Here is a 25,525-nt window from a genome sequence, read left to right as displayed (position 1 = left end):
CACGCATCTACAGCGCCGCTATCCGCGTTTTGCCGCTTCCAGTGCCTGCGGGGTGTCGATGTCGAGGAAGGCGCTCTCGCCGTCGACGGGCACTTCGGCCACGACTTCGGCATGCTTGGCGATCAGGTGGCGCGCGCCGATGTCGCCGTCGAGCGTCATCAATTCGCTGAAGAAGCGGCGCGACCACAGCACCGGATTGCCGCGGCGGCCTTCGCTCACGGGCACCGCAATGAGGTTGCCTCGGTCGGGCGCGAAACTGTCGATGAGGCGGTCGATCAGACCAGCATCGATCAGCGGCATGTCGCCGAGGCAGACCAGCGCGCCGTCGCAGGTCTCCGGCACGGCCGCGATGCCGGCCTTGACTGAACTCGCGATGCCGCCGGCAAAATCCGGATTGCGAACGAATTTCACCTTCAACCCGGCAAGCGCCTGCTCGACCAGCTCGGCCTGGTGGCCGGTTACGACGATCACCTCGGACGCTTTCGAGGCCAGCACCTGTTCAGTCGCGATCTGCACCAGCTTCTTTCCCTCGAGCTCGGCGAGCAACTTGTTCGGTCCGCCCATCCGGGTCGAACGCCCGGCGGCGAGCACGATGGCCGCGACGTGGCTGTTGCCTTCGGCCTCGGGTTTTGCGCGCGGCTGCGGCCGCGTGACGATCTCCATCAGGAGGCCGCCAACGCCCATGCCCATCAGCTCGGCGCGCGTGACCTTGATGCCGGCAAGCAGCCGCATCAGCACCCAGTCGAAACCGTTCTCGACCGGCGAGCGTGCGCAGCCCGGCGCGCCCAGCACGGGCACCCCGCCGGCGCGCCCGATCAACAGCAGATTGCCGGGGTCGACGGGCATGCCGAAATGCTCGATCGCGCCGCCGATCTCGGTAATGGCAGCCGGGATCACGTCGCGACGATCGGCGATTGCGGAGGCGCCGAACACGATGACGAGCTCGGCGCCGAGGCCGAGCAGCGCCCTGATCGCAGCCGACAGCGCCGTCTCCTCGTGCGGAACCCGCCGCTCCGCGATGATGGTCGCGCCGGCGGGCGCGAGCCGCTCGGCGGTCACGCGCAGCGTCTTGTCGACGACCTTGGAGGATAACCCCGGGAGCAGGGTCGAGACCACGCCGACGCGCTTGATCACGTAGGGCGCAACGCGCAGCACCTCGCGGCCGGCCGCCTTCACCGCGGCATCGCGCAACGTTCCTTCAACGCCAAACGGGATGATCTTGACGGTGCCGACCATCTCGCCTTCGACCACCGGCTTGAAGGCAGAGAGTGTTGCAAATGTGATGGCTTCGTCGACATTGTTGATGCGGTCGACCGCAGCGCGATCGATCACCAGCACGCCCGGGCGCGCCGCGAACAGATTGGCGCGGCCGGTGAAGGCGCGCTCGACATGGATGCCCTCGCCGCCGACGGCCTCTGCAATGCCGGCAGCCGCGACGTCCTCGGAGACGTCGCCCTGTTCCATGCGCACCACGACGATGTCCTTGATGCCGGCGCGTGTAAGCGCCTCGACCTCGGCAGGCCCGATCGTCGTGCCCTTCTTCAGCACCAGTGGACCCTGGCGCAGGGTGTGGACGGTCACACCGCCGATCGCATCCTTCGGACTCGCCGGGCCGAACTTCATGCCGCTTCTTCTTTTTCTTTCGGAGGCAGGCGGAGCACCGCCGTGATCTCGGCCATGATCGACACCGCGATCTCCGACGGCGAGACCGCGCCAATTGCAAGACCGATGGGCGCGTGGATGCGGGTGATATCAGAGTCCTTTGCGCCCTGCGCCCGTAGCCGGTCGCCGCGCTTGGCGTGCGTCTTCCGCGAGCCGAGCGCGCCGATATAGAAGCAGTCGCGCTCGAAGGCGTGCAGCAGCGCGGGATCGTCGATCTTGGGATCGTGCGTCAGCGCGACGAAGGCGGTGTAGCGGTCGATGTTGAGCGGCGGCAGCGCGACGTCGGGCCATTCCGCGATCAGCGGCACGTCCGGAAAGCGCTCGGGGCTCGCAAAGGCCGTGCGGGGATCGACGACCGTGACGTCGTAACCGAGCGAGCGCGCCATCGGCGCCAGCGCCTGGCTGATATGGACGGCGCCGATGATCACCATCTTCGCGGTCGGCGCATAGACGTTGAGGAACAGCTTCCTGCCGCCGACCTCGACATTGCCGCTCTTGCCCATGCGGAGCTGCTTTTCCAGCTCGGCGCGCAGCGGATCCTTGGCAAAATCTCCGGCCTTCACCAGCCGCTGCTCGCCACTCTCCGTATCGGTGACGAGGATGACCGGCCGCCGCGCGGCGCGCTCGGCATTGAGTTCGTGCAGGGTTTCCAGCTTCACGGCTAGCCGACCTTTTCGACGAAGACGCGGATGGTGCCGCCGCAGGACAGCCCGACGTTCCAGGCGGTCTCATCGGCGACGCCGAACTCCAGCATCTTTGGCTTGCCGCTCTCGATCACATCCATGGCCTCGGTGACCACCGCGCCTTCGACGCAGCCGCCCGAGACGGAGCCTAGAAATGTACCGTCGTCGTTGATCACGAGGCTCGAGCCCGCGGGCCGCGGTGCCGAGCCCCAGGTCTCCACCACCGTTGCGAGGGCGACGCCATGGCCGGCCTTCTGCCAGTCCTCCGCCGCCTTCAGGATATCCTCGTCGCGATCGAGCATGGCCTACCTCTCAAGCTGCGGAACGGATCAGGCTGCGGTGATGCGGCGGCAGCGGCTGGGAGAGCGTCTTGATCAGCTCCTGGATCGAACTCAAATTATGTACGGCGCGGAATTCGTCAACGTTGGGCAGCATCATTTTGATACCCTGCGCCTTGGCTTCGAAGCCGCCGAACCGCAGCAGCGGGTTCAGCCAGATCAGGCGGCGGCAGGAGCGGTGCAGACGGTCCATCTCGAAGGCGAGCTTGGAATCCGCTTCGCGCTCCAGCCCGTCGGAGATCAAGAGCACGATCGCGCCCTGGCTCAGCACACGCCGCGCCCACAATTTGTTGAAGTTGTGCAGCGAGGTCGCAATCCGCGTGCCGCCGGCCCAGTCTTCCACCGCGGCCGAGCAGCTTGCCAGCGCCTCGTCCGGATCGCGCTGGCGGAGCGCACGGGTGACGTTGGTGAGGCGGGTGCCGAACAGGAACACGGAGACGCGCTTGCGGGCGTCCGTGATGGCATGGAGAAAGTGCAGGAACAGGCGGGTGTACTCGCTCATCGAGCCCGAGATATCGAGCAGCGCCACGATGGGTGCCGGCTTCTCGATCCGCCCGAGGCGGTGGATGTCGATGATGTCGCCGCCGGTATGGAGCGAGGCACGCAGCGTGCGGCGCAGGTCGAGGCGCAGGCCGCGTGGATCGGGCCGGTGCCGGCGCGTCAGGAGCTCGGCCTGCGGCAGCTTCATCTTCTCGATCGCACGCAGCGCCTCATTGATCTCGGCGGCGCTCATCTGCGCAAAATCCTTCTTTTGCAGGATCTCCTTGTCGGAGACCGACAGGCGCAGATCCTGCTCCTGGCGCTGTGGCGTCTCCGTCATATGCGGCTGCGACAGCGCCTCCTGGACCCGGCGCGAGGCCGGCGGCGGCTTCTTCTTGGCGTGATCGGGCAGCGGCACCGAATCCAGCATGTGCTTCCACTCTTCGGAAGGCCGGAAGAACAGATTGAAGGCCTGCCTGAAGATCAGCGCATGCTCGTGGCGCTTGACGAAAATCGCCTCCAGCGTGGTGAAGACGTCGGCGCGGCTGCCGATGTCGATCACCTGGAGCGCGTTGACGGCGTCGATCACCGCGCCGGGGCCGACGGGAAGACCGGCGGCACGAAGCGCGCGGGCGAAGCCGACGATGTTGTCGGCGAGCTGCTCGGTCCTGTCAGGCGCAAGGTGATTGATGGCCATGGTCCAACACCCTCACTCGTCATTCTGGGGCGCCGCGCAGCGGCTAACCCGAAATCCATTCCCCGCAGTCCGTGCGGCCCGATGGATTCCGGGCTCGCGGCTCTGTCGGCCCCCCGGAAATGACGACCTTCCTCATGGCGCGAGCTAACTCTCGCTCGTCGCGTCCTTCAGCACCTTCTGCAAGGCATCGCCCTGCATGCGGACGATGTCGTCCTGATACTTGAGCAGCGCCCCCAGCGTGTCGCCAACCACTTGCGCCGTCAGCGAACGGGCGTCGAGCTCGGACAGTGCCGTCGCCCAATCGATGGTCTCAGCGACGCCTGGCGACTTGTAGAAGTCCTGGTTGCGCAGCGCCTGCACGAAGCGCACGACCTGCTGCGACAGCTTTGCCGCGATGCCAGGCACGCGCGTCTTGATGATCGCGAGCTCGCGCTCGGCGGAGGGGTAGTCGACCCAGTGATAGAGACAACGCCGCTTCAGCGCGTCGTGGATCTCGCGGGTGCGGTTGGAGGTGATGATGACGATCGGCGGATGCGGCGCCTTCACGGTGCCGAATTCGGGGATGGTCACCTGGAAGTCGCTGAGGATTTCGAGCAAATACGCCTCGAATGCTTCGTCGGCGCGATCGAGCTCGTCGATCAGCAGCACCGGCGGGCCTGCAACGTCGGGCTCCAGCGCCTGGAGCAGCGGCCGCTTGATCAGATAACGGTCGGCGAAGATGTCGGACGAGAGCTGCTCGCGATCGGTATCGCCGGCGGCCTCCGCCATCCGGATCGCGATCATCTGCGCGGCGCTGTTCCACTCATAGACCGCGGAGGAGACGTCGAGGCCCTCATAGCATTGCAGGCGGATCAGCTTGCGGCCCAGGGCCGCCGACAGCACCTTTGCGATCTCGGTCTTGCCGACGCCGGCCTCGCCTTCCAGGAACAGCGGCCGCCCCATCCGCAGCGACAGGTACGTCACCGTCGCCAGCGACCGCTCCGCGAGGTAGCGGTGCGAAGTGAGGAGTTCGAGCATCGCATCGACCGATGCCGGCAGTGCCGCTGCAATCATGAAAGAGCCAGTCTCGCTACGCCCGAACCGGGCTCATCACTCTTTGGCGTTGGCAGCGTCGACGGCGCGCCGCGTCAGCACACCGATCAGGTGCGCACGATACTCCGCGCTGCCGTGGATATCGCTGTTGAGGCCTTCCGCCGGCACGTTGATGCCGTCGAGCACCTTCGAGGAGAAGCGCTTCTTCAAGGCTTCCTCGAAGGCGGTGACGCGGAACACGCCGTCCGAGCCGGCTCCGGTGACGGCGACGCGCACATCCGACGGACGCCGCGCCACGAACACGCCAACCAGCGCATAGCGCGAGGCCTGGTTGCGAAATTTGATGTAAGCCGCCTTCTTTGCCAGCGGGAACATCACCTTGGTGATGATCTCGTCACCTTCGAGCGCGGTCGAGAACAGACCCTGAAAAAATTCTTCCGCCTTCAGGCGGCGCTTGTTGGTGACGATGGTGGCGCCGAGCGCGAGCACCGCCGCCGGATAGTCCGCGGTCGGGTCGTTGTTGGCGAGCGAGCCGCCGATGGTGCCCTTGTGGCGGACGGCCGGATCACCGATTCCGCCGGCAAGGCTTGCGAGCGCCGGGATCGCCTCGCCCACGACGGCCGACGTCGCGACATCGGCGTGCTTCGCCGTGGCGCCGATCACCAGCGAACGGCCCTTCATCTCGATCGTGTCGAGACCTTCGATATGCGAGAGATCGACCAGATGCGGCGGGCTTGCGAGGCGCTGCTTCATCACGGGAATCAGCGTGTGGCCGCCGGCGATCACCTTGGCGTCCTCGTTCTTCACCAGGAGATTGGCCGCCTGCCGCACGGTCCCGGGGCGATGATATTTGAATTCGTACATAATGGACTTCCTGATCGCGAGATGCGCGCGAGTGTCGGTTTACGCGAGGTCGGATTTCGCCATCGCCTTCGCGCCGGCGGCGATCGAGGCGACGATGTTCTGGTAGCCGGTGCAGCGGCAGAGATTTCCTTCCAGCTCCTCGCGAATGGTGTGGTCATCGAGCTCGTGGCCCTTGCGTTGGACGATGTCGATCGCGGTCATAATCATGCCGGGCGTGCAGAAGCCGCACTGCAAGCCGTGATGCTCGCGGAAGGCCTCCTGCATCGGATGCAGCGGCGCGCCGTCAGCCGCCAGCCCCTCGATGGTCTTGACCTCATGGCCGTCCGCCATCACCGCAAGCGTGGTGCAGGATTTCACGGCCTTGCCGTCGAGATGCACGACGCAGGCGCCGCACTGCGAGGTGTCGCAGCCGACATGGGTCCCGGTCAGCCGCAGATGCTCGCGCAGGAACTGCACCAGCAAGGTGCGGGGGTCGACGTTGGCGTTGACGGGACTGCCGTTCACGATAAGGGAGATTTTGGCCATCAGGACTCTCTGGTCAGCACCCCGCCGGGTCCCGGCGAAGCGGTTCTTATAGTTATTCCAACCCATCATATGGGCCATTGCACCTTCGGGCAACATCGCCCGAGATGCAGGCAGTTATGCCTTAAGGCGTAGGGCTAACCCTGTACCGCCTTGGCGAAGTTCGCGAAAAATTCGTCGGCGAGCTTTTTGGCGGCGCCGTTGATCAGGCGCTGGCCGAGCTGCGCCAACTTGCCACCGATCTGCGCCTCGACATCATAGGAGAGCAGCGTGCCGCCATCCTTCTCCGACAGCTTCACCGTCGCGCCGCCCTTGGCAAAGCCGGCCACCCCGCCCTCGCCCTCGCCGGAGATCTTGTAGCCGTTCGGCGGGTCGAGATCGCTGAGCATCACCTTGCCCTTGAAGCGCGCCGACACCGGGCCGACCTTCATCTTGGCGACCGCGCGGAAACCGCCGTCGTCGGTCTTCTCCAGTTCCTCGCAGCCGGGGATGCAGGCCTTCAGCACCTCGGGTTCGTTGAGCTTGGCCCATACGGATTCGCGCGACGCCGCAAGCTGGACTTCGCCGTTCATTGTCATGGCCATGGACCGCCTCCCGGGATCACTGATGCGACGCTGCTCAAGTAACGCAGGGCCGCAGCAAAGGAAAGGGCGGCCGACGATCACATGCAATGCATATTCGCACTGCAAAAAGCTTGCGCGAACGGTTTGGGATTGGCAGACGCGGCTCTTGGTGGTTAGGTCCCGCGCAACATGAGCACATCCCTCTCCCCTCTGCTTGCGCCGATGCTGTCGAGCGCGGCCATGCGCGCGGTCTGCGATGACCGGGCTTACCTGCAAAACATGCTCGAATTTGAGGCAGCGCTGGCCCGGGCGGAAGCTGCGACCGGCGTGATTCCGGCAAGCGCGGCCGGCCCGATCGAAGCCGCCTGCAAGGCATCGGCGTTCGACCTTGCCGCGCTCGCGGAGGCCGCCACGAGGTCGGGCAATCTGGCGATCCCCCTCGTCAAGGCGTTGACCGCCGACGTCGCCAAGGCCGATGCGGAGGCCGCGCGCTACGTGCATTGGGGCGCGACCAGCCAGGACGTCATCGACACTGCGACCATGCTCATGCTTCGCGCCGGGATGGACGCGCTGGACTCCGACCTCAGCCGCGCCATCAAAGGGCTTGCCGCACTGGCGCGCAGCCATCGCAACACCGCCATGGTCGCGCGCACCTGGCTCCAGCACGCGCTGCCGATGCCGTTCGGGTTGAAGGCTGCCGAATATGCCGCAAGCCTTGCCCGCGCACGCTGCCGGTTGCGGCGGCTGCGCCGCGAAGGCCTCGCGCTGCAATTCGGCGGCGCCGCGGGCACGCTCGCAGCGCTCGGCGACAAGGGGCTTGTCGTCGCCGAACGACTTGCACGGGAGTTGAACCTGCAGTTGCCCGAAGCGCCCTGGCACACCCATCGCGACCGAATCGCCGAGGCGGCATCGGCCCTTGCGATTCTTGCCGGCAGTTGCGGCAAGATCGCCCGCGACGTCTCGCTGATGATGCAGACCGACGTCGCCGAAGCCTTCGAGCCCGCCGGCGAAGGCCGCGGCGGCTCCTCGACCATGCCGCACAAGCGCAATCCGGTCGCAGCCGCAAGCGCCCTTGGGGCCGCGACGATGGCGCCGCAATTGGCCGCGACGGTATTCGCGGCTCAAGTGCAGGACCACGAGCGCAGCGCAGGCCCGTGGCACGCGGAATGGCCGACGCTGCCGCAATTGATGCTGGTCGTCTCCGGAGCGCTCGCGGCCATCGTCGACATCGCCGAGGGTCTCGACGTCGACACCGCGCGCATGCGCACCAATCTCGATGCGACGCATGGCCTGATCATGGCGGAAGCCGTCACTTTCGCACTCGCCGAGACCATCGGCAAGAGCGACGCGCATCATCTGGTCGAGGCTGCCAGCAAGAAGGCGGTTGCCGAGAACAAGCACCTGCGCGACGTGCTCGGGGCTGATCCGAAGGTCACCGCGCATCTTGCGCCGGAAAAAATTGCGGCATTGTTTGAGCCGATGGCCTATCAAGGCGCTTCCCAAGCCTTGATCGACCGGCTGCTCGACAGCCTCGACCGCGAATAGAATGGAGACACCGCCATGCCCATGATCGATGCCGACGGTTGTCTGCTCAATGTCTCCGTCGAGGGCCGCGATGGCGGGCCGACCCTGATGCTCTCCAATTCGCTCGGCACCACGCTGCAGATGTGGGAGCCGCAAATGAAGGCGCTGACGCAGGTGTTCCGCGTCATCCGCTATGACCGCCGCGGCCACGGCAAATCAAGCGTGGCCCCCGGCCCCTATTCGATGGAGCGCTTCGGCCGCGACGTGCTGGCGATCCTCGACGACCTCAATATCGCGAAGGTGCATTGGTGCGGCCTGTCGATGGGCGGAATGGTCGGGCAATGGCTGGGCGCCAATGCACCCGAGCGGTTCGGCAAGATCATCCTCGCCAACACAAGCTGCTACTACCCCGATCCGACCAATTGGCTGAACCGCATCAAGGCGGTCAGGGAAGGCGGTATCGCGGCCGTCGCCGACACCGTCATCGCCAGCTGGCTGACGGCCGATTTCCGCGAGCGTGAGCCGCAGATCACCGCGAAGATGAAGGCGATGCTGGTGGCCTCGCCCGTCGAAGGCTATCTCGCCTGCTGCGAGGCGCTGTCGACGCTCGATCAGCGCGCGTTGCTGCCGAAGATCAAAAGCCCGACGCTGGTGATCGCCGGCCGCCACGACATGGCAACGCCGATCTCTGCGGGCGAATTGATCCGCAGCCAAATTCCCGGCGCCAGCATGACCATCATCGATGCCGCCCACATCTCCAATGTCGAGCAGCCGCACGCCTTCACCGACGCGGTGGTCGGCTTCTTGACGCAACGGTAGTTTCACACAAAGCGTCATTGCGAGGAGCGTAGCGACGAAGCAATCCAGACTTTCTCTGCGGAAACATATCTGGATTGCTTCGCTACGCTCGCAATTACGGAGGAGGAGACACGCATGGACGACGAGAAGCGCCGCGATGCCGGCATGAAGGTGCGCCGCAAGGTGCTGGGCAACGCCTGGGTCGACAAGTCGGTTGCCAACCGCAATGCGTTCAACACCGATTTCCAGGACCTGATTACCCGCTACGCCTGGGGCGAGATCTGGACGCGGCCGCATTTCGACGAGCGGACGCGGCGCGTGCTCGTCATCGGCACCATGGTCGCGCTCGGGCAATGGGACGAATTCCGTTTGCACGTGCGCGCTGCACTCGCCGAGGGCGCCTTCACCGCCGACGACATCAGGGAAATCCTGTTGCAGCAGGCGATCTATTGCGGCGTGCCGGCGGCCAACCACGCCGTCAAGGAAGCCTCAGCGATTGTGCAGGAGCTCGGCCTGCTCAAAAGCTAGCGGAACCTTGGCCGCCAGAGCATTGGGTGCCAGAGCCTTGGGTGCCAGAACCTTGGCTTCCAGAGCATTGCTTTCAACAGGTCGCCGGGCCGGCTGCTCGATCAGGAGCACGACGGCGGCGCCGAGCAGCAGCAGCAGCTCGGTGGCATGCAACCTGAGGGCGGCCATCTCGCCGACCTTCGAGGCCATCACCATGCTCGCAAATGACATCAGGCTGCCGATGAAAAGCGCAATCCCGAGCGCCTCATCGGAGCCGCCGGACCTGCGCACCCGGGGAATCGAGAGCAACGCCAGAAAAATGGCGAAGAACGCCACCACAGTGAGGCGGCCGAGCGCCAGCAGCCACGCCGCGCGGACCGTGCTCATGCCTGACATCTGGAGCTGGTCGCTGATGAACAGCGCCACCGCGACGCTTGGCCGCTCATAGAGGCCGTGCACGGGGGCGACCATGATGTTGAAGGCAATCAGCGTCCAGGCCGGGATGAAATAGGCGGCCAACAGCACGCCATTGATCGAGCCGATCCGCCAGTTCTTCAGCATTGCCGCTTCCCGTTTGATTCCATTGGACCCGAGCCGGTCGGGCCTTTGCGGCAGCTAACTCCCCTCGACTCGAGGCGGCAATTTAAACTCTTTGTTTACCTTAACTGCTGTGGATAAGCCTCAGCCGGGCAAAAGGAAAAGTCCCGCCTTTCGGCGGGACTGTCACAACTTCAACGTGCTTCGAGATCAACGTTGGTCCTGACCATGCTGACCGGGCTTGTCGCCCTGACGCATCGGATCCTGCTGCTGCTGTCCGGGCTTCTGACCGCCACCCTGCTGCTGCTGATCAGGACGCTGGCCGGGCTTCTGATTCTGCTGGCCCGGATTCTGGTTCTGCTGCTTCGTCATTGCGGGAAACTCCCTTATTGGACGTCAGAGCCAGATAACGGCCGGCCTCTCTTTTGGTTGCTTGGGAACCCGGGTTCCCCCCCAAGGTGGTGGAACCGGGATGCAAAATGAACTCTGTACAAGCCTTTATACCAAGGCCAGCCCAGTTGCGGCGGCCAGTTCCCTCCTGTTACAAGCAACGGAATGCTCAAGGGCTGCCGGGGCCCAAGAACTCTCTCTCAAGAGCTCCCTTTGAGCCGCGTCAGTTCCAGATAACGGCAGCCCATGGACTATTTCGCGCAGCAACTCATCAACGGTTTCGTCCTCGGTTCGATCTATGGCCTGATCGCCATCGGCTACACGATGGTCTACGGCATCGTCGGCATGATCAATTTCGCCCATGGCGACATCTTCATGATCGGCGGATTCATCGCCCTGATCACCTTCCTGATCCTGATCTCGTTCGGCCTGACCACGGTCCCCCTCATCCTGCTGGTCGTGCTGCTGGTGGCGATGGTGATCACCGCGCTTTACGGCTGGACGATCGAGCGTATCGCCTACCGGCCGTTGCGCCATTCCTTCCGCCTCGCCCCGATGCTGTCGGCGATCGGCATGTCGTTCGTGCTGACGAACTTTTCGCAGGTGGCCCAGGGCGCCCGCGTCAAGCCGATACCGCCGATCATCACCGGGGGCTATACGCTGCATGAGAGCGCGGACGGCTTCCTGATCCAGCTCTCCAACATCCAGATCCTGGTCGTCATCGCCACCGTCGTGCTGCTCTCGATCTTCACCTGGCTGGTCTCACGCACGCGGCTCGGGCGCGATATGCGCGCCTGCGAACAGGACCAGACCATGGCGGCGCTGCTCGGCGTCGATGTCGACCGCACTATTTCCATGACCTTTGTGATCGGCGCGGCGCTCGCCGCCGTCGCGGGCCTGATGTACCTGCTGTACTACGGCGTGGTCGATTTCAATATGGGCTTCGTCGCCGGCATCAAGGCGTTCACGGCCGCCGTGCTCGGCGGGATCGGCTCGCTGCCCGGCGCGATGCTGGGCGGACTTGCGATCGGCCTGATCGAGACCTTCTGGTCGGCCTATTTCTCGGTCGAGTACAAGGACGTCGCCGCATTCTCGATCCTGATCATTGTGCTAATCTTCATGCCGACCGGCCTGCTCGGCCGTCCCGAAGTCGAAAAAGTCTGACGGTCCGCCTGCGTGACAGCGCTCTCACACGAAACTATATCCGCAACCCGCACAGCAGCGGGCATCCCCTTCATCCTGAAAAAAGCATTTCTCAGCGCATTCGTCGCGCTGGTGCTGTTCTCGCTGATGATCGGCATCCGCACCGAGGCCGGTCCCGATGGGCAACTGACCTACTGGACGCGGCTCGGCGAGCTCGCCTCTATCGTCGGCATCGTGTTCGGCGGCTCGATCGTCATCGAATTGCTGCGGCAATGGATCGGCCCCGTCGGCACCGAGAAGCTGGTGCCGCCCGCCGTGCAACGCGGCATGTCGATCCTTGGCACATATCTAGCGCCGGCGCTTCTGATCTTCACCCTCCTCGTGCCTGTCATCTTCTATAATCAGCGCTACATCCTCGACCTCGCGATCCTGGTGCTGACCTATGTGATGCTGGGCTGGGGCCTCAACGTGGTGGTCGGACTCGCGGGTCTGCTCGACCTCGGCTACGTCGCCTTCTACGCAGTGGGCGCCTATTCCTATGCCCTGCTCGCCACCAAATTCGGCTGGTCGTTCTGGGTCTGCCTGCCGCTCGCCGGCATTCTCGCCGCCTTCTGGGGCGTCCTGCTCGGCTTCCCTGTGCTGCGGCTGCGCGGCGACTATCTCGCCATTGTGACACTTGCCTTCGGCGAGATCATCCGGCTCGTCATCCGCAACTGGCAGGAGCTGACCGGCGGACCAAACGGCGTCGCTAGTATCCCGCGCCCAACGATGTTCGGAATCCCGCTCGACAACAGTGACGATGGACTTGCGGCGCTGCTCGGCATCGAATTCTCGCCGACCCACCGCATCGTCTTCCTGTTCTACCTGATCCTGGCGCTGGCATTGCTCACCAACTGGGTGACGATCCGCCTGCGGCGTCTGCCGATCGGGCGCGCCTGGGAGGCCTTGCGCGAGGACGAGGTCGCCTGCCGCGCGCTCGGCATCAATACCACGACGACCAAGCTCACGGCGTTTGCGACCGGCGCGATGTTCGGCGGTTTTGCCGGCGCCTTCTTCGCCACTCGCCAGGGCTTCATCAGCCCGGAATCCTTCACCTTCCAGGAATCGGCGCTGGTGCTCGCCATCGTCGTGCTCGGCGGCATGGGCTCGCAGCTCGGTGTCGCGCTCGCGGCGCTGACGATGATTGGCGGCTTCGAACTGTTCCGCGGGCTCGAGGTCTATCGCATGCTGGTCTTCGGCTGGGCCATGGTGCTGATCATGATCTGGCGGCCGCGTGGCCTGATCGGCCATCGTGCGCCGACCGTGTATCTCAAGAAGGCGGAGGCTATCTCCTCCGACCTCGTCAAGGAAGGGCACGGATGAGCGGCGAGCGTATCCTCAACGTCAATCAGCTCACCATGCGTTTCGGCGGCATCGTCGCCGTCCAGGATCTATCTTTGGCCGCCGAGCGGCACAAGATCACCGCGCTGATCGGGCCGAACGGCGCCGGCAAGACCACCGTGTTCAACTGCATCACCGGCTTCTACAAGCCGACCGGCGGCACCATCCGCCTGACGCATGACGACGGCAAGGACATCGCGATCGAACGGCTGAAAGACTTTCGCATCGCCAAGCGGGCCAAGGTCGCGCGCACCTTCCAAAACATCCGCCTGTTTCCCGGCATGACCGCGCTGGAAAACCTGATGGTGGCGCAGCACAATATGTTGATGCGTGCCTCGGGCCTCACCTTTCTCGGCCTGATCGGCGTCCCCTCCTATCGCAGCGCGGAGGCGAGCGCGATCGATCTCGCCACCACCTGGCTGAAGCGGGTCGGCCTGTTGGATCGCGCCGACGACGCGGCCGGCAACCTCGCTTATGGCGATCAGCGCCGGCTCGAGATCGCGCGCGCGATGTGCACCGAGCCCGCCCTGCTGTGCCTCGACGAACCCGCCGCCGGCCTGAACGCGCGGGAGAGCGCGGCGCTCGGCGAACTCCTGCTCTCGATTCGCAACGAGCAGCGCACCTCGATTCTTCTGATCGAGCACGACATGTCGGTCGTGATGGAGATATCGGACCACATCGTGGTCATGGACCACGGCGTCAAGATCGCCGAAGGCACGCCGCGCGAGGTGCGCGATGATCCAAAGGTGATCGCCGCCTATCTCGGCGCCGACGAAGAGGAGGCGATGGCGGTGATGGAGAGCGGGTCGTGACGGCGGCATCCACTCCCTTGCTCGCGATCCGCGGCCTGCGCGCAGCCTATGGGAAGATCGAGGCGCTGAAGGGCGTCGACCTCGAGATCAATTCCGGCGAGATCGTCGCGCTGATCGGCGCCAACGGTGCCGGCAAATCGACGCTGATGATGACGATCTTCGGCAAGCCGCGTGCCCGCGCGGGGCAGATCCTGTACGAGAGCAAGGACATCACCGCCATCCCCACCCACGCGATCGCCCATTTGCGCATCGCCCAATCGCCGGAGGGCCGCCGCATCTTCCCGCGCATGAGCGTCGCCGAAAACCTGCAAATGGGTGCTGACGCCACCGGCTGCACGGAGACGGAACGGGAGACGACGCTGGAGCGCGTGTTCAGCCTGTTTCCACGCCTGAAGGAACGCTTCGCCCAGCGCGGCGGAACCCTGTCCGGCGGCGAGCAGCAGATGCTGGCGATCGGGCGTGCCTTGATGAGCCGCCCGCGCCTGCTCATGCTCGATGAACCCTCGCTGGGGCTCGCACCGCTCATCGCGCGGCAGATTTTCGACGCGATCCGCACCCTGAACCGGCAGGACGGCCTGACCGTGCTGATCGTCGAGCAGAACGCCAACCATGCCCTGAGGCTGGCCCATCGCGGCTATGTCATGGTCAACGGCCTGATCACGCTCGCGGGCAGCGGCGCCGAATTGCTGCAGCGCCCCGAAATTCGCGCCGCCTATCTGGAAGGCGGCCGGCACGCCTGAGCGGCCCCACCGTGCCCGACTACGCGGCTAGATATCTTTGCCTATGCCCGTATTTTGCCGGTGACTTCTCCGTAAATTCATTCAAGAATGGCGCCGGTTTGAACCGGGTCTACCCGGCAACTCCCAACAGACGACTTACCCACGAGGTATCTCATGAAATCACTGAAGCTCATCGGTCTGGCATTTGGCGCGTCCATGGCGCTTTCGACGGCAGCGCTCGCGCAAGACCTCACCATCGCAGTTGCGGGCCCGATGACCGGCACCGAGTCCGCGTTCGGCCGGCAGATGAAGAACGGCGCCGACCTGGCAGTGGCTGACATCAACGCCGCCGGCGGCGTCAGCGGCAAGAAGCTCGCGCTCGATGCCGAAGACGACGCCTGCGATCCGAAGCAGGCCCGCTCGGTGGCGGAAAAGATCGCTGGCGCCAAGATTCCGTTCGTCGCCGGGCATTTCTGCTCGTCGTCGTCGATCCCGGCCTCGGAAGCCTATGCGGACGGCAACGTCCTTCAGATCACCCCGGCCTCCACCAACCCGCTCTTCACCGAGCGCAAGCTGTGGAACGTGGCGCGCGTTTGTGGTCGCGACGACCAGCAGGGCCTGATCGCCGCGCAGTTCATTGCCAAGAACTACAAGGGCAAGAACATCGCGATCCTCAACGACAAGACCACCTACGGCAAAGGTCTTGCCGACGAGACCAAGAAGGCGCTCAACAAGGCGGGCATCACCGAGAAGCTCTACGAGTCCTACAACAAGGGCGACAAGGACTTCAACGCGATCGTCTCGCGCCTGAAGAAAGACAACATCGACCTCGTCTATATCGGCGGCTACCATCAGGAAGCGGGCCTTATCCTGCGCCAGATGCGCGACCAGGGCCTGAAGACCGTGCTGATGTCGGGCGACGCGCTGGTCGACAAGGAGTACGCCTCGATCACCGGCCCCGCCGGCGAAGGCACGCTGTTCACCTTCGCACCCGATCCGCGCAACAAGCCGAGCGCGAAGAAGATTGTCGAGGCCTTCAAGGCCAAGGGCATCGATCCGGAGGGCTATACACTCTACACCTATGCCGCGATCCAGGTCTGGACGCAGGCCGTGAAGAAGGCGGGCACCACCGACGCCAAGAAGGTCATGGAGACCATCAAGGCCGGCAAGTGGGACACGGTGCTGGGCCCGATCGAGTATGACGCCAAGGGCGACATCAAGCAGATCGACTATGTCGTCTACAAGTGGGATGCCAAGGGCAACTACGCCGAGCTCGGCGCCAAGGGCACTTAATCAGGGTTCCCAACGTTTCTGCCTCCATCACAAACGCCCCGGTTCGCCGGGGCGTTTTCGCATCCGGCAGTCAGACCGCCGCCTTGAGCCTGCCAGCCTGTGCCGATTTGAGCGCCAGGAGGAGATCGTTGGGCCGGAACGGCTTCTGGAGGCAAACCACGCCGGCGAGACCGGGCGCCTCCTCCATGAAGTCGAGCGCGGTCATGCCGGAGATGGCGACGATCGGGAAGGCCGGGGAACGCTCGCGGATTGCGGACATGACCTCGAGGCCGCTGGTTTCGGCCAGGAAAATATCCACGATCGCAGCATCGAACGGCGCCTCACTGAAGGCCTTCAGGCCGGCAGCCGCGCTCTCCGCCTCCAGCACCTCGAAATGATGGACCCGGAGCACGATGGACACCATCGCCCGCACGTCCTTCTGGTCGTCGATCAGGAGAATGCGGGGCATGGGAACAACTTCCGGCGTCATGAAAATGGTGGCAGCCGGTAAATCTGCCACCCTGAAAGGGATCCGTTACAGTGGTAGAGATATTATTTCCCCAGTCAGTAAAGGACAGCTTACCCACTGTCGGCTCCTCGCTCTCAGGAAAATTAAGTAAGCTCTAACCTTCGGTTGAGTCGCGTATCTTCCCATCAGAGCGCGTGCCCAGACCCCGCTACCGCGCAGAGAGGTAGCGGGCTAGGATGATCGGGGCAGTGTCTTACTGGAAGTGGCAATGGCGGCTCGCAAGAGGTGAACGTGCTGGCACCGAACGACCGAAGCACCCTCCTTTCGACCTTGCCGGCTGCGCAGAGCGATCGCACTGCAGCATTGGCGATCGTCGCCGCCTCGTCGGTTCTTTTCGTTCTTGCCGTTCCATTCGCCGGCACGCCGCTCGCGCGCATACCGGCCTTCGTCGCGAGCTATCAATCCGCCCTCGCGGTCAGCGACATCATTACGGCCGTGCTGCTGTTGTCGCAATTCGCGGTGTTGCACACCCGCGCCCTGTTGATGCTTGCGACGGGGTATCTCTTCACGGCGGCGGCGGCGATCGTCCACGCCCTCACCTTTCCCGGGCTTTTTGCGCCGACGGGATTGCTGGGCGCCGGCCCGCAAACCACCGTCTGGCTTTATATGCTTTGGCACGGCGGCTTTCCGCTTTGCGTGCTGGCCTATGCGTGGACGAAGGGCCCCGAAGGCGGCGTCAGGATCGCAGGACCGGTCCGCCATGCCATCGTTTGGAGCGTGCTCGGGGTCGCGGCGGTCATGGCCGTCTTCACCTGGGTCGTCACCACCCAGCACGACCTGCTTCCGGTGCTGCTGCGTGAGGGCCGCTACACCACGACCATGATCGTCGTGGTGTCCTTCGTGTGGTCCTTGAGCTTCGCGGCCCTCATCCTGCTGTGGTTCCGCAAGCCTCATTCCGTAATCGACGTCTGGCTCATGGTCGTCATGTGCGCCTGGCTGTTCGACATCGCGCTCTCGGCCATCGTCAACGCCGCGCGTTTCGATCTCGGTTTCTATGCGGGGCGCATCTACGGTCTGTTCGCCGCGAGCTTCGTGCTCGCGGTGCTGTTGATCGAGAATGTCCGGCTGCAGTCGCAGACGATGGATCTGCTCGGCATGCTGCGACGGCAATCCGCCTCGGAGCGCGATCTTCATGGCGAGCGCGAGCGGCTGTTCAGCGCGGTCGTGGAATCATCCAACGATGCGATCATCACCAAGACGCTCGACGGCACCATAACCGCCTGGAACCGTGCCGCCGAACGCGTATTCGGCTACTCGGCGAAGGAGGCCGTCGGCAAGCCGATCGACATCATCATGCCGGAAGGTCACCGCGACGAGATGGAGGAAATCCTTGCTCGCACGCGCAACGGCGAGGTCATCGAGCAGCATGAAACCGTGCGGGTGAACAAGAATGGTCAGCCGCTCGACGTCGCGCTCAGCCTGTTCCCGCTGCGATCGGCAGACGGAAAGATCATCGGTGCCTCAAAGGTCGTCCGCGACATCACGGAGCGGAAGCGAACGCAGGCGGCGCTCAATCGCGAGGTCGAGGAGCGTCAACGCATCTTCGAAACGTCGCAGGACCTGATTCTGGTCACCGACGGCTACGGCAATTTCGTCCAGGTCAGCCCGAGCGTGAAGGACATCCTCGGCTTCGGCCCGGAGGAAATGGTCGGGCATACTGCGACCGAGTTCATCCATCCCGATGATCTCGAAAAAACGCGCGCGGAAATGCGCGCCGCGCGGCGCGGCCTGACCAAGCGCAGCTTTGAGGCGCGTTATCCCCACAAAGACGGGCACGACGTTACGCTGAACTGGATGGGCACCTGGTCGGAGCCGGTGAAGCGCCATTTCTTCATCGGACGCGACCTCACCGAAAAGCAGGCGGCTGAGGCGCAGTTCAGGCAGGCGCAGAAGATGGACGCCATCGGCCAGCTCACCGGCGGCGTCGCGCATGATTTCAACAACGTGCTCACGGTCATCGCGGGCACGATCGAGATCCTGTCCGAGGCGGTTGCCGACCGGCCCGACCTGGCGGCGATCACCAGGCTGATCGACGATGCGGCCGAACGCGGCGCGCAATTGACCAGGCATCTCCTCGCCTTTGCCCGCAAGCAGCCGCTGCAGCCGCGCGAGGTCGACCCCAACGCGCTGGTCGTGGAAGCCGCCAAACTGCTGCATCCGACGCTCGGCGAGCAAATCACCATCACGCCGCAACTGACCGAGGACGCCTGGCCGGCGCTGGTCGATCCGAGCCAGCTCACCACCGCGATCCTGAACCTCGCCTTGAACGCGCGCGACGCCATGCCCGACGGCGGAACGCTGGTCCTGGAGACCCGCAACATCTTCCTCGACGAAGGCTATGCGAGCATGAACCCCGACATCATCGCTGGCAACTACGTGATGATCGCGGTGAGCGACACCGGCACCGGTATTCCGGCTGCGCTGATCGAGCGGGTTTTCGACCCTTTCTTCACGACCAAAGAGGTCGGCAAGGGTACAGGGCTTGGGCTGAGCATGGTGTTCGGCTTCGTCAAGCAGTCCGGCGGGCACGTCAAGATCTATAGCGAGGAAGGTCACGGCACGAGCGTGAAGATCTATTTGCCGCGCTCGACCGGCGTGCAGGAGACCCCGCTCGAGGCGATGCGCAATGCGCCGGTCGAGGGCGGCGATGAAAAGATCCTGATCGTGGAGGACGACGCGCTGGTACGCCAATATGTCGTGACCCAGATCAGGAGCCTCGGCTACGACGCGCTGGAAGCGGCGAATGCGGCGGAAGCGCTGACGCTGATCGACAGCAATGCCGATATCGACCTGCTCTTCACCGACGTGATCATGCCAGGCGCCATGAACGGCCGCCAGCTCGCCGACGAGGCGGCCAAGCGCCGGCCTGCGCTGCGCACGCTGTTCACGTCAGGTTATACCGAGAACGCCATCGTCCATCACGGCCGGCTCGATTCCGGCGTGCTGCTGCTCGCGAAACCCTACCGCAAGTCCGAGCTCGCCAGGATGCTCCGCACCGCGCTCGCCAGTTGAGTGCGGCTTGCACCTGCGCTATCGCTGAAGGCACTGCCGCTTGCAGCGCCGGGAGTGCCGCCTTGAAGAACCTCCTCACCGACGTCGTCGGCGTGCGCGTCGGGCACGCCCACGACGAAAAGCTCGCCTCGGGTGTAACCGCGATCGTGTTCGACGAGCCGGCGGTCGCGGCGATCGACGTTCGCGGCGGCGGGCCCGGGACGCGCGAGGACGCGCTGCTCGACCTTGCCAACACCGTCGAGCGCGTCGATGCCATCGCGCTGTCGGGCGGCTCCGCGTTCGGGCTCGAGACGGGCGGCGGCGTGCAGGCCTGGCTCGCCGAGCGGGGCCGCGGATTCCGGGTTCGCGAGGCGCTGATCCCGATCGTGCCGGGGGCGATCCTGTTCGATCTCCTCAATGGCGGCGACAAGGCCTGGGGCCGCTTCCCGCCCTATCGCGACCTCGGCTACGCCGCGGCAGCCTCGGCCGGCACGGACTTCGCGCTCGGCAGCGTCGGCGCCGGCCTCGGCGCCACGACGGCGAATTTCAAGGGTGGGCTCGGCTCGGCGTCCGCCGTGACCAGCAACGGCGTCAAGGTCGCGGCGATCGCCGCAGTCAACGCGGTCGGTAGCGTGACGGTCGGCGACGGCCCCTGGTTCTGGGCCGCGCCGTTCGAGGTGGGCAGCGAGTTCGGCGGATGCGGCCTGCCGGATACCTTCACGGATGACATGCTCAAGATGCGCATCAAGGGCGGGCCGGCCGCGAGCCCGCGCGAGAACACGACGATCGGCCTCGTCGTCACCGATGCGACGCTGACCAAGGCGCAAGCCAAGCGGCTCGCCATGATCGGCCAGACCGGCTTTGCCCGCGCGATCTATCCCGTGCATGCACCGACCGACGGCGACGTGCTGTTTGCTGCTGCGACCTGCGAAAAGCCGATCGATCCGATCGTCGGCCTGACCGAGCTTGGCATGATCGCGGCCAACGTCGTGGCGCGCGCGATCGCGCGCGGCGTGTACAGCGCCACGGCGTTGCCGTTCTCCGGCGCGCTGGCTTCGTGGAAGGATCGGTTCGGCTAGGGGCGCTGGCCTACACGCTGACCGACAGCGACGAGGCCGCGGTGGCCGACAAGGCTTGCGCCTCGCGCTGGATCATCTGCTCGATCCAGTTGTAGGACGAGGTCGCCGAGTTCGAACCGTTGGAGTTGGAGCCGGAGCTCGACGCAGCTGGCGTCGTCATCGAGATCTTCGAGCCGTCGGCATAGGTGACGGTGGTCGTGGTCGAGCCGTCGCTGTTGGTCACGGACGTCGAGGTCGCCCCGGTCAATGGATCGGAGCTGCCGCCCGAGCCGCTGGCGTCGCCGGAGCCGCTGGAGCTGCCGCCGCTTTCGGCATGGTGGTGACCGTGATGCCCGCCCTTCAGCGCCTTCGACATCTCGTCGAGGCTGACGCTGCCGTCGCCATTGGTGTCGAGTTTGGAGAAGACGTCGTCGGCCTGCCCCAGATTGGTGCCGCCCGCTCCCAGCGCGTTTTCGAATTCCGATTTGGTGATCTTACCGTCGCGATCGCCATCGATCTGCGAGAACAGATCCTTCAGGGCGTGCTGCGGGCTCACCGAGGTCGACGAGGCCGAGCTGGAGGAGCTGCTCGTGCTCGCCGACGACTGGCTTTGCGCCGCAATCAGCGCGCTCATCGTCTCAGGCGAGATCTGCGGACAATTGCTGGAGTTGACCGACGAGCTCGCGCCGCTCGTCGTGCTGCTGCCGCTCTCGATCGAGAACGGGCTGGTCGCTCCTTGCGTGAAGCCGGTCTGCTGCGTCGAGGACGTCTTCGAGGACGTCAACGACTGCAACGCGTCGAGCGCACCCGATACGGCACCAAGGGCGAACAACATTCGACAGCTCCAGACGATGCGGCAAGCCGCGGCCAATGCTCAGACCCAGTCAGCAAGCGGCGTGCCAGCGCAAAAAACTCAATCAAATCCGGCTTTCCCGCGCCTCGCGCCGTCGGAAACACCGGCAATTCGTGCCGGGCGCGGCAGAATTTTCCGCCCATAGGAAGCGCCTCCCCTGCATTGCTCCCCCGCATCGCCCATGTTAGGCGAGGCCCATCGTCACACGGCCCAACGGCTTTTTCGGGAAACTGTGCCCATGACCCAAGCCCTCGCACTCCGCCCCCTGGTGATCGCGCCGTCGATCCTGGCGTCGGATTTTTCCAGGCTCGGCGAAGAGGTGCGCGCTGTCGATGCCGCCGGCGCCGACTGGATGCATCTCGACGTCATGGACGGGCATTTCGTTCCGAACATCTCGTATGGCCCCGACGTCATCAAGGCGATGCGTCCGCACACCAAGAAGATCTTCGACGCGCATCTGATGATCTCGCCTTGCGATCCCTATCTGGAGGCCTTCGCCAAGGCCGGCTGCGACCACATCACCGTGCATGCGGAGGCAGGTCCCCACCTGCACCGCTCGCTTCAGGCAATCCGCGCGCTCGGCAAGAAGGCTGGCGTCTCGCTCAACCCGGGCACGCCGATCAGCGCGATCGAATACGTCGTTGACCTGATCGATCTCGTGCTGGTGATGTCGGTCAATCCCGGCTTCGGCGGACAGGCCTTCATTCCCTCCGCGCTCGGCAAGATCCGCGACATCCGCGCGATGACCGCAGGCAGGCCGATCGACATCGAGGTCGATGGCGGCGTCGGGCCCGACGTCGCCGGGGCGCTGGCGGCGGCCGGCGCCAACGCCTTCGTCGCCGGCACCGCGGTGTTCCGCGGTGGCACGCAAGAGGCCTACAAGACCAACATCGACGCGATCCGCGGTGCTGCCGCAAACGCGCGCGGCGAAGCGATCTGAATCAGCGCGCAAGAAATATACTGCGGGTTTCTACGGGTGTTGCGCCGCGACACACTTCGCATTGTATCGTACCCCCGTATTCATACCAGCTTCCCTGATTCGCACAAATCAATGCACAAGAGCACTCCCCTTCTTGACGGGAGCACATCATGACGATGACCCTGGTCTGCACTGGCGTGACGTTGTGGCTTGGCTTGAATGCAGCGATAGTGGCACGCTGCTTCTATGTCCCGCGACCGGTGAAGGTTGTGGCTCGTTCCGCCCACATCATCCATCTCATTCGTTACCGGAGCTGAACGCCAGCATCCCGCGGCGCCCGCATCCGGACCTCAATTATTTCTTCGGTCACTCGCGCGTACCGCGTGTGAGGCCAATGACGACACCGGGTCCGAGATCGTGGACCTGGACCAGTTCTGGTCACAGCGTCGGCACTGAAATCCCTTTCTGGAATCACTTGATGACACCGCTTTGCCCCAACTGCCTGAACGAGATGTCGAAGGCAGCCACCTCCCGCAATCTATTCCACTGCGAACCCTGCCGCGAGATCATCCAGTTCTTCGGCGTCGGTCCAGACAGCAGCGACGCCGGCCCGGACTTCTGGCTGCCGATCCGCCGCAAGCGCGGCGGGCACGGCGCGCACGCCGTCTAGAGCGGTAGCCCATCTTACTGAATCGTTGGGGATTCCCAAATCAGCGGTTTCCTGATTCAAGCTGTTGGCCGGGACCGGAGGCCGGCGAGCATGGCGAAACCGTTGTCGATGGATCTTCGCGAACGTGTTCTTAGCTGTATTGAGAGCGGCGTTTCAGGCCGGCAGGCTGCTGAGCGATTTGGAGTGAGCCCGGCCAGCGTAAGCCGTTGGCGAACGCGCGAGCGGGAGCAAGGCGATGCTCTGCCAAAGGCTCAAGGCGGTGATCGCAAATCGCACCGGATCGATGCTCACCAGGCGGCGATCATAGCTTTGCTCGAGGCGTCGCCCGATATCACCATTGAGGAATTGCGGCACAGCTTGAGCAAACAAGGCCTATCCTTTGGCTATGGCACGATCCGCCGCTTCTTCGAACGTCACAAGATCACGCGCAAAAAAAGACTGCCCATGCCGCAGAGCAGAACCGTCCGGACGTTTTGAAGGACCGCGAGGCTTGGCGCGAGAGCCAGGACAAGCTCGACCGGGATCGCCTCGTCTTCATTGATGAGACTTGGGCATCGACCAACATGGCGCGAACACACGGCCGCTGCCGGCGCGGTGAACGCCTGCGGGCCAGCATTCCTCACGGTCACTGGAAAACGACAACCTGCGTAGCCGCCCTCACCACGAACGGCATCATCGCTCCATGGGTGCTCGATGGCCCCATCAACCGCGACGCCTTTGAGACCTATGTCGAAAAAGTGCTCGTCCCCGAGCTGCCGGAACACGCCATCGTCATCATGGACAACCTGTCCAGCCACAAAGGACCACGCATACGCAAGATGATCGAGGCGGCCGGCGCCACGCTCCTCTATCTCCCGCCCTACAGCCCCGACCTCAATCCGATTGAGAACGCCTTCGCCAAGCTCAAAGCACACTTGCGAAAGGCCGCCGAACGGACCATCGGCGGCCTTTGGGATGCGATCGGGCGCATCGTCGACACCTACACGCCCGCAGAGTCTAGGAACTACTTCGCCGCCGCCGGCTATTTGCAATCTGATCGGCTAACGCTCTAAGCCACGCTCGCGCTTGAGCTTCGCGCAAACGCGTTCCGCGTTTGTCGCGCCTGAAATCCGCTGCACACTTTTCAAGATCGTGCGCTAGCTAACCGGCAGCTTCGCCTGCCCTCACCGCTTCTGAATCCGCGGCCATTCTCGGCGGCCGCACCACGGTGACGGTGCAGGTTGCTTCCGACGCGACCTTCGATGAAACGCTGCCCAGCAGTGTGCGCCTGAACGAGCTCTGCCGCGCCCCGATGATGACGTGGTCGACCTGATTGATCTCGGCGAATTCGAGGATCGCGGCGGCCGGATCGACCGCTTCCAGCACATGAACCGTAAGCCGGCTCTCGTCGAGCTTGAGCGGCGTCGCCCAATGCCTGAGCGCGACCATCCGGTCGATATGCTTGTTGGATCCGTCGTCGTCGAGCGTCCGGTCGATCACGAGACGGTTCAGCTTCAGCACGTTGACGCAGGCGAGCCGCGCCGAGGGTAGCGTAGCCAGGATCCGCTCGGTCGTGACGAGCAGCGCCTCATTCAATTCAGGCGCGCCTCCGGCGGTATCGAGCGCGATCGCAAGGATCGGGCTCGAGGCGATCTGTGCCGCCACGTCCGATTTCGGCCGCGGCTGCGTCGCCTCCTGATTGAAGCGACGCCGCCAGGCGACCGAAAGCGGATCGCGCTTGAGCCGCTCCGAGCGCGCAGTGAGCCTCACCCTGTCGGGATGGGTGAGATCGAAGGCAAGCTGTGAGGCAGTCGGATAGCGCCGGACCGGCTCAATCTCCAGGCACCGAAGCACGATTTCCTGAAGCCAGGGCGGATAGTCGGGACGCAATTTGCGCGGCGGATGCGGATCGCGCCATAGCCGGCGCCGCATCGCGCGCAGCGTCTCGCCCTCGCCGAACGGACGCTCGCCCGTTGTGAAGAAATAGAGCAGCACGCCCAACGAAAACAGGTCGCTGCGAGGATCGTCGCGCACGCCCAACAGTCGCTCCGGCGCCATATAGGGCGCGGTGCCATAGGGCAGCCGGAACTCCTCCTGCAACAAATCTGGCAGATGGTCGTGGTGCGACAGGCCGTAGTCGATCAGCACCGCCTCGCCGCTTGCCCGGAACATGATGCTGCTCGGCTTGATGTCGTGGTGGATCACGTTCTGCCGGTGCAGATCGGCAAGGGCTGTCGCGATCTTCGCGACCAGGACGCGCGCCTCCTCATATGGCAGCGGCAGATCGGGCAACCGTGGATAGAGCGTGGTGCCGGGAAGCTGCTCGATCACAACATATGCCTGGCGCGCGAAATCGCCGGTGCCGAAGCAGTGCGGCACGTGCGGGCCCGCGAGCCGTGGCAGGATCATCTGCTCCATCTCGAATGAGACGATGGCTGCCGGGTCCTCGCCCTCGGATACCCGCGGAACCTTCATCAGAAGCGGCGCGTCGATTCCGTGATGGGTGACCGTCCACAGCATCGCCATGCCGCCGGCATGCACGCATTCACCGACCATGAAGCCGTCGATCTCAGCTCCGACCTTGACCAGGGATTTCGGCATCG

26 protein-coding genes are annotated in these 25,525 nt (G+C 64.5%); 13 read left to right on the top strand and 13 right to left on the bottom strand.

The window, feature by feature from the left end:
- Positions 1 to 18: 18 nt before the first annotated feature.
- The 8 genes from QA640_RS16840 to QA640_RS16805 all read right to left on the bottom strand — a co-directional run bounded on the left by QA640_RS16840 (position 19) and on the right by QA640_RS16805 (position 6,862).
- Complete coding sequence (locus QA640_RS16840) at positions 19 to 1,623, bottom strand: molybdopterin-binding/glycosyltransferase family 2 protein (RefSeq protein WP_283041712.1); 1,605 nt, start codon at positions 1,621 to 1,623, stop codon at positions 19 to 21.
- On the bottom strand, positions 1,620 to 2,321 hold the full coding sequence (locus tag QA640_RS16835) for an XdhC family protein (protein WP_283041711.1): 702 nt from the start codon (positions 2,319 to 2,321) through the stop codon (positions 1,620 to 1,622). Before QA640_RS16835 ends, QA640_RS16840 begins: the two co-directional genes overlap by 4 nt.
- Before the next feature lie 2 nt (positions 2,322 to 2,323).
- Positions 2,324 to 2,647 carry an XdhC family protein gene (locus tag QA640_RS16830; RefSeq protein WP_283041710.1) on the bottom strand — a complete coding sequence of 108 codons (324 nt, stop codon included), beginning with the start codon at positions 2,645 to 2,647 and terminating at the stop codon, positions 2,324 to 2,326.
- 10 nt (positions 2,648 to 2,657) lie between these two features.
- On the bottom strand, positions 2,658 to 3,860 hold the full coding sequence (locus tag QA640_RS16825; protein ID WP_283041709.1) for a VWA domain-containing protein: 1,203 nt from the start codon (positions 3,858 to 3,860) through the stop codon (positions 2,658 to 2,660).
- A gap of 144 nt (positions 3,861 to 4,004) precedes the next feature.
- On the bottom strand, positions 4,005 to 4,913 hold the full coding sequence (locus QA640_RS16820; protein ID WP_283041708.1) for a MoxR family ATPase: 909 nt from the start codon (positions 4,911 to 4,913) through the stop codon (positions 4,005 to 4,007).
- Between the two features lie 36 nt (positions 4,914 to 4,949).
- Positions 4,950 to 5,756: a xanthine dehydrogenase family protein subunit M gene (locus tag QA640_RS16815; RefSeq protein WP_283041707.1), complete on the bottom strand. Its 807-nt coding sequence runs from the start codon at positions 5,754 to 5,756 to the stop codon at positions 4,950 to 4,952.
- Positions 5,757 to 5,795: 39 nt separating this feature from the next.
- Complete coding sequence (locus QA640_RS16810) at positions 5,796 to 6,281, bottom strand: (2Fe-2S)-binding protein (protein WP_283041706.1); 486 nt, start codon at positions 6,279 to 6,281, stop codon at positions 5,796 to 5,798.
- Positions 6,282 to 6,415: 134 nt separating this feature from the next.
- Entirely contained in the window at positions 6,416 to 6,862 is a 447-nt protein-coding gene (locus QA640_RS16805; RefSeq protein ID WP_283041705.1) for a carbon monoxide dehydrogenase subunit G, read from the bottom strand.
- 168 nt (positions 6,863 to 7,030) lie between these two features.
- On the opposite strand from QA640_RS16805, the gene QA640_RS16800 reads away from it, so the two are divergent.
- From QA640_RS16800 to QA640_RS16790, 3 genes are all read left to right on the top strand, one after another.
- Complete coding sequence (locus QA640_RS16800) at positions 7,031 to 8,386, top strand: 3-carboxy-cis,cis-muconate cycloisomerase (protein ID WP_283041704.1); 1,356 nt, start codon at positions 7,031 to 7,033, stop codon at positions 8,384 to 8,386.
- Between the two features lie 15 nt (positions 8,387 to 8,401).
- A complete protein-coding gene (gene pcaD, locus QA640_RS16795; RefSeq protein ID WP_283041703.1) occupies positions 8,402 to 9,184 on the top strand; it encodes a 3-oxoadipate enol-lactonase in 783 nt (260 codons plus the stop codon).
- Between the two features lie 114 nt (positions 9,185 to 9,298).
- On the top strand, positions 9,299 to 9,691 hold the full coding sequence (locus tag QA640_RS16790; RefSeq protein ID WP_283041702.1) for a carboxymuconolactone decarboxylase family protein: 393 nt from the start codon (positions 9,299 to 9,301) through the stop codon (positions 9,689 to 9,691).
- Here the strand turns inward: QA640_RS16790 and QA640_RS16785 are convergent.
- Positions 9,653 to 10,231, bottom strand: a complete 579-nt coding sequence (locus tag QA640_RS16785) for a hypothetical protein (protein WP_283041701.1) — start codon at positions 10,229 to 10,231, stop codon at positions 9,653 to 9,655. The genes QA640_RS16790 and QA640_RS16785 overlap by 39 nt on opposite strands.
- Positions 10,232 to 10,417: 186 nt before the next feature.
- Positions 10,418 to 10,579, bottom strand: coding sequence for a hypothetical protein (locus tag QA640_RS16780; RefSeq protein WP_254111720.1), 162 nt, complete (start codon positions 10,577 to 10,579; stop codon positions 10,418 to 10,420).
- Between the two features lie 264 nt (positions 10,580 to 10,843).
- Between QA640_RS16780 and QA640_RS16775 the strand changes: the two genes are divergently transcribed.
- The 5 genes from QA640_RS16775 (at position 10,844) to QA640_RS16755 (ending at position 15,944) form a co-directional block, all read left to right on the top strand.
- Positions 10,844 to 11,761: a branched-chain amino acid ABC transporter permease LivH gene (locus QA640_RS16775; RefSeq protein WP_283041700.1), complete on the top strand. Its 918-nt coding sequence runs from the start codon at positions 10,844 to 10,846 to the stop codon at positions 11,759 to 11,761.
- A gap of 12 nt (positions 11,762 to 11,773) precedes the next feature.
- Positions 11,774 to 13,102 (top strand): high-affinity branched-chain amino acid ABC transporter permease LivM, encoded by a 1,329-nt coding sequence (gene livM, locus QA640_RS16770; protein WP_283041699.1) that lies wholly within the window; start codon positions 11,774 to 11,776, stop codon positions 13,100 to 13,102.
- Complete coding sequence (locus tag QA640_RS16765; RefSeq protein ID WP_283041698.1) at positions 13,099 to 13,932, top strand: ATP-binding cassette domain-containing protein; 834 nt, start codon at positions 13,099 to 13,101, stop codon at positions 13,930 to 13,932. Before livM ends, QA640_RS16765 begins: the two co-directional genes overlap by 4 nt.
- Complete coding sequence (locus QA640_RS16760; RefSeq protein WP_283041697.1) at positions 13,929 to 14,672, top strand: ABC transporter ATP-binding protein; 744 nt, start codon at positions 13,929 to 13,931, stop codon at positions 14,670 to 14,672. Before QA640_RS16765 ends, QA640_RS16760 begins: the two co-directional genes overlap by 4 nt.
- A 153-nt stretch (positions 14,673 to 14,825) precedes the next feature.
- Positions 14,826 to 15,944 (top strand): branched-chain amino acid ABC transporter substrate-binding protein, encoded by a 1,119-nt coding sequence (locus tag QA640_RS16755; protein ID WP_283041696.1) that lies wholly within the window; start codon positions 14,826 to 14,828, stop codon positions 15,942 to 15,944.
- Positions 15,945 to 16,014: 70 nt separating this feature from the next.
- Here QA640_RS16755 and QA640_RS16750 read toward each other — a convergent pair whose 3' ends face one another.
- A complete protein-coding gene (locus QA640_RS16750) occupies positions 16,015 to 16,392 on the bottom strand; it encodes a response regulator (protein WP_283041695.1) in 378 nt (125 codons plus the stop codon).
- Positions 16,393 to 16,683: 291 nt separating this feature from the next.
- Here QA640_RS16750 and QA640_RS16745 point away from each other — a divergent pair, with 291 nt between their 5' ends.
- The gene (locus tag QA640_RS16745; protein WP_283041694.1) at positions 16,684 to 19,464 is read left to right on the top strand and encodes a PAS domain S-box protein; all 2,781 of its coding nucleotides are present in this window, start codon (positions 16,684 to 16,686) and stop codon (positions 19,462 to 19,464) included.
- Positions 19,465 to 19,526: 62 nt separating this feature from the next.
- Positions 19,527 to 20,522, top strand: a complete 996-nt coding sequence (locus QA640_RS16740; RefSeq protein ID WP_283041693.1) for a P1 family peptidase — start codon at positions 19,527 to 19,529, stop codon at positions 20,520 to 20,522.
- 10 nt (positions 20,523 to 20,532) lie between these two features.
- Here the strand turns inward: QA640_RS16740 and QA640_RS16735 are convergent, their stop codons facing one another.
- The gene (locus tag QA640_RS16735) at positions 20,533 to 21,336 is read right to left on the bottom strand and encodes an EF-hand domain-containing protein (RefSeq protein WP_283041692.1); all 804 of its coding nucleotides are present in this window, start codon (positions 21,334 to 21,336) and stop codon (positions 20,533 to 20,535) included.
- A 256-nt stretch (positions 21,337 to 21,592) separates the two neighbouring features.
- On the opposite strand from QA640_RS16735, the gene rpe reads away from it, so the two are divergent.
- From rpe to QA640_RS16720, 3 genes are all read left to right on the top strand, one after another.
- Positions 21,593 to 22,294 carry a ribulose-phosphate 3-epimerase gene (gene rpe / locus QA640_RS16730; protein WP_283041691.1) on the top strand — a complete coding sequence of 234 codons (702 nt, stop codon included), beginning with the start codon at positions 21,593 to 21,595 and terminating at the stop codon, positions 22,292 to 22,294.
- A gap of 457 nt (positions 22,295 to 22,751) precedes the next feature.
- Positions 22,752 to 22,943, top strand: coding sequence for a hypothetical protein (locus QA640_RS16725; RefSeq protein WP_283041690.1), 192 nt, complete (start codon positions 22,752 to 22,754; stop codon positions 22,941 to 22,943).
- A gap of 90 nt (positions 22,944 to 23,033) precedes the next feature.
- Positions 23,034 to 23,995, top strand: a protein-coding gene (locus QA640_RS16720) for an IS630 family transposase (RefSeq protein WP_283037252.1) whose coding sequence is annotated in 2 segments (ribosomal slippage) — positions 23,034 to 23,370 and positions 23,370 to 23,995 — 963 coding nt in all. Because the reading frame shifts where the segments join, the coding sequence is not laid out codon by codon here.
- 88 nt (positions 23,996 to 24,083) lie between these two features.
- Here QA640_RS16720 and QA640_RS16715 read toward each other — a convergent pair.
- A complete protein-coding gene (locus tag QA640_RS16715; protein WP_283041689.1) occupies positions 24,084 to 25,523 on the bottom strand; it encodes a bifunctional serine/threonine-protein kinase/universal stress protein in 1,440 nt (479 codons plus the stop codon).
- Positions 25,524 to 25,525: the final 2 nt, after the last annotated feature.

It is taken from the genome of Bradyrhizobium sp. CB82 (genome assembly GCF_029714405.1).
Classification (GTDB): Bacteria; Pseudomonadota; Alphaproteobacteria; order Rhizobiales; family Xanthobacteraceae; genus Bradyrhizobium.
This window is presented reverse-complemented; position numbering and strand designations above follow the sequence as displayed.

Excerpts from the sequence above, each read along its gene's own strand:
- QA640_RS16840 (WP_283041712.1), bottom strand. The coding sequence starts at position 1,623 with ATGAAGTTCGGCCCGGCGAGTCCGAAGGATGCGATCGGCGGTGTGACC.
- QA640_RS16830 (WP_283041710.1), bottom strand. The coding sequence starts at position 2,647 with ATGCTCGATCGCGACGAGGATATCCTGAAGGCGGCGGAGGACTGGCAG.
- QA640_RS16825 (WP_283041709.1), bottom strand. The coding sequence starts at position 3,860 with ATGGCCATCAATCACCTTGCGCCTGACAGGACCGAGCAGCTCGCCGAC.
- QA640_RS16820 (WP_283041708.1), bottom strand. The coding sequence starts at position 4,913 with ATGATTGCAGCGGCACTGCCGGCATCGGTCGATGCGATGCTCGAACTC.
- QA640_RS16815 (WP_283041707.1), bottom strand. The coding sequence starts at position 5,756 with ATGTACGAATTCAAATATCATCGCCCCGGGACCGTGCGGCAGGCGGCC.
- QA640_RS16810 (WP_283041706.1), bottom strand. The coding sequence starts at position 6,281 with ATGGCCAAAATCTCCCTTATCGTGAACGGCAGTCCCGTCAACGCCAAC.
- QA640_RS16805 (WP_283041705.1), bottom strand. The coding sequence starts at position 6,862 with ATGGCCATGACAATGAACGGCGAAGTCCAGCTTGCGGCGTCGCGCGAA.
- QA640_RS16800 (WP_283041704.1), top strand. The coding sequence starts at position 7,031 with ATGAGCACATCCCTCTCCCCTCTGCTTGCGCCGATGCTGTCGAGCGCG.
- pcaD (WP_283041703.1), top strand. The coding sequence starts at position 8,402 with ATGCCCATGATCGATGCCGACGGTTGTCTGCTCAATGTCTCCGTCGAG.
- QA640_RS16790 (WP_283041702.1), top strand. The coding sequence starts at position 9,299 with ATGGACGACGAGAAGCGCCGCGATGCCGGCATGAAGGTGCGCCGCAAG.
- QA640_RS16785 (WP_283041701.1), bottom strand. The coding sequence starts at position 10,231 with ATGCTGAAGAACTGGCGGATCGGCTCGATCAATGGCGTGCTGTTGGCC.
- QA640_RS16780 (WP_254111720.1), bottom strand. The coding sequence starts at position 10,579 with ATGACGAAGCAGCAGAACCAGAATCCGGGCCAGCAGAATCAGAAGCCC.
- QA640_RS16775 (WP_283041700.1), top strand. The coding sequence starts at position 10,844 with ATGGACTATTTCGCGCAGCAACTCATCAACGGTTTCGTCCTCGGTTCG.
- QA640_RS16765 (WP_283041698.1), top strand. The coding sequence starts at position 13,099 with ATGAGCGGCGAGCGTATCCTCAACGTCAATCAGCTCACCATGCGTTTC.
- QA640_RS16755 (WP_283041696.1), top strand. The coding sequence starts at position 14,826 with ATGAAATCACTGAAGCTCATCGGTCTGGCATTTGGCGCGTCCATGGCG.
- QA640_RS16750 (WP_283041695.1), bottom strand. The coding sequence starts at position 16,392 with ATGCCCCGCATTCTCCTGATCGACGACCAGAAGGACGTGCGGGCGATG.
- QA640_RS16735 (WP_283041692.1), bottom strand. The coding sequence starts at position 21,336 with ATGTTGTTCGCCCTTGGTGCCGTATCGGGTGCGCTCGACGCGTTGCAG.
- rpe (WP_283041691.1), top strand. The coding sequence starts at position 21,593 with ATGACCCAAGCCCTCGCACTCCGCCCCCTGGTGATCGCGCCGTCGATC.
- QA640_RS16725 (WP_283041690.1), top strand. The coding sequence starts at position 22,752 with ATGACACCGCTTTGCCCCAACTGCCTGAACGAGATGTCGAAGGCAGCC.
- QA640_RS16715 (WP_283041689.1), bottom strand. The coding sequence starts at position 25,523 with ATGCCGAAATCCCTGGTCAAGGTCGGAGCTGAGATCGACGGCTTCATG.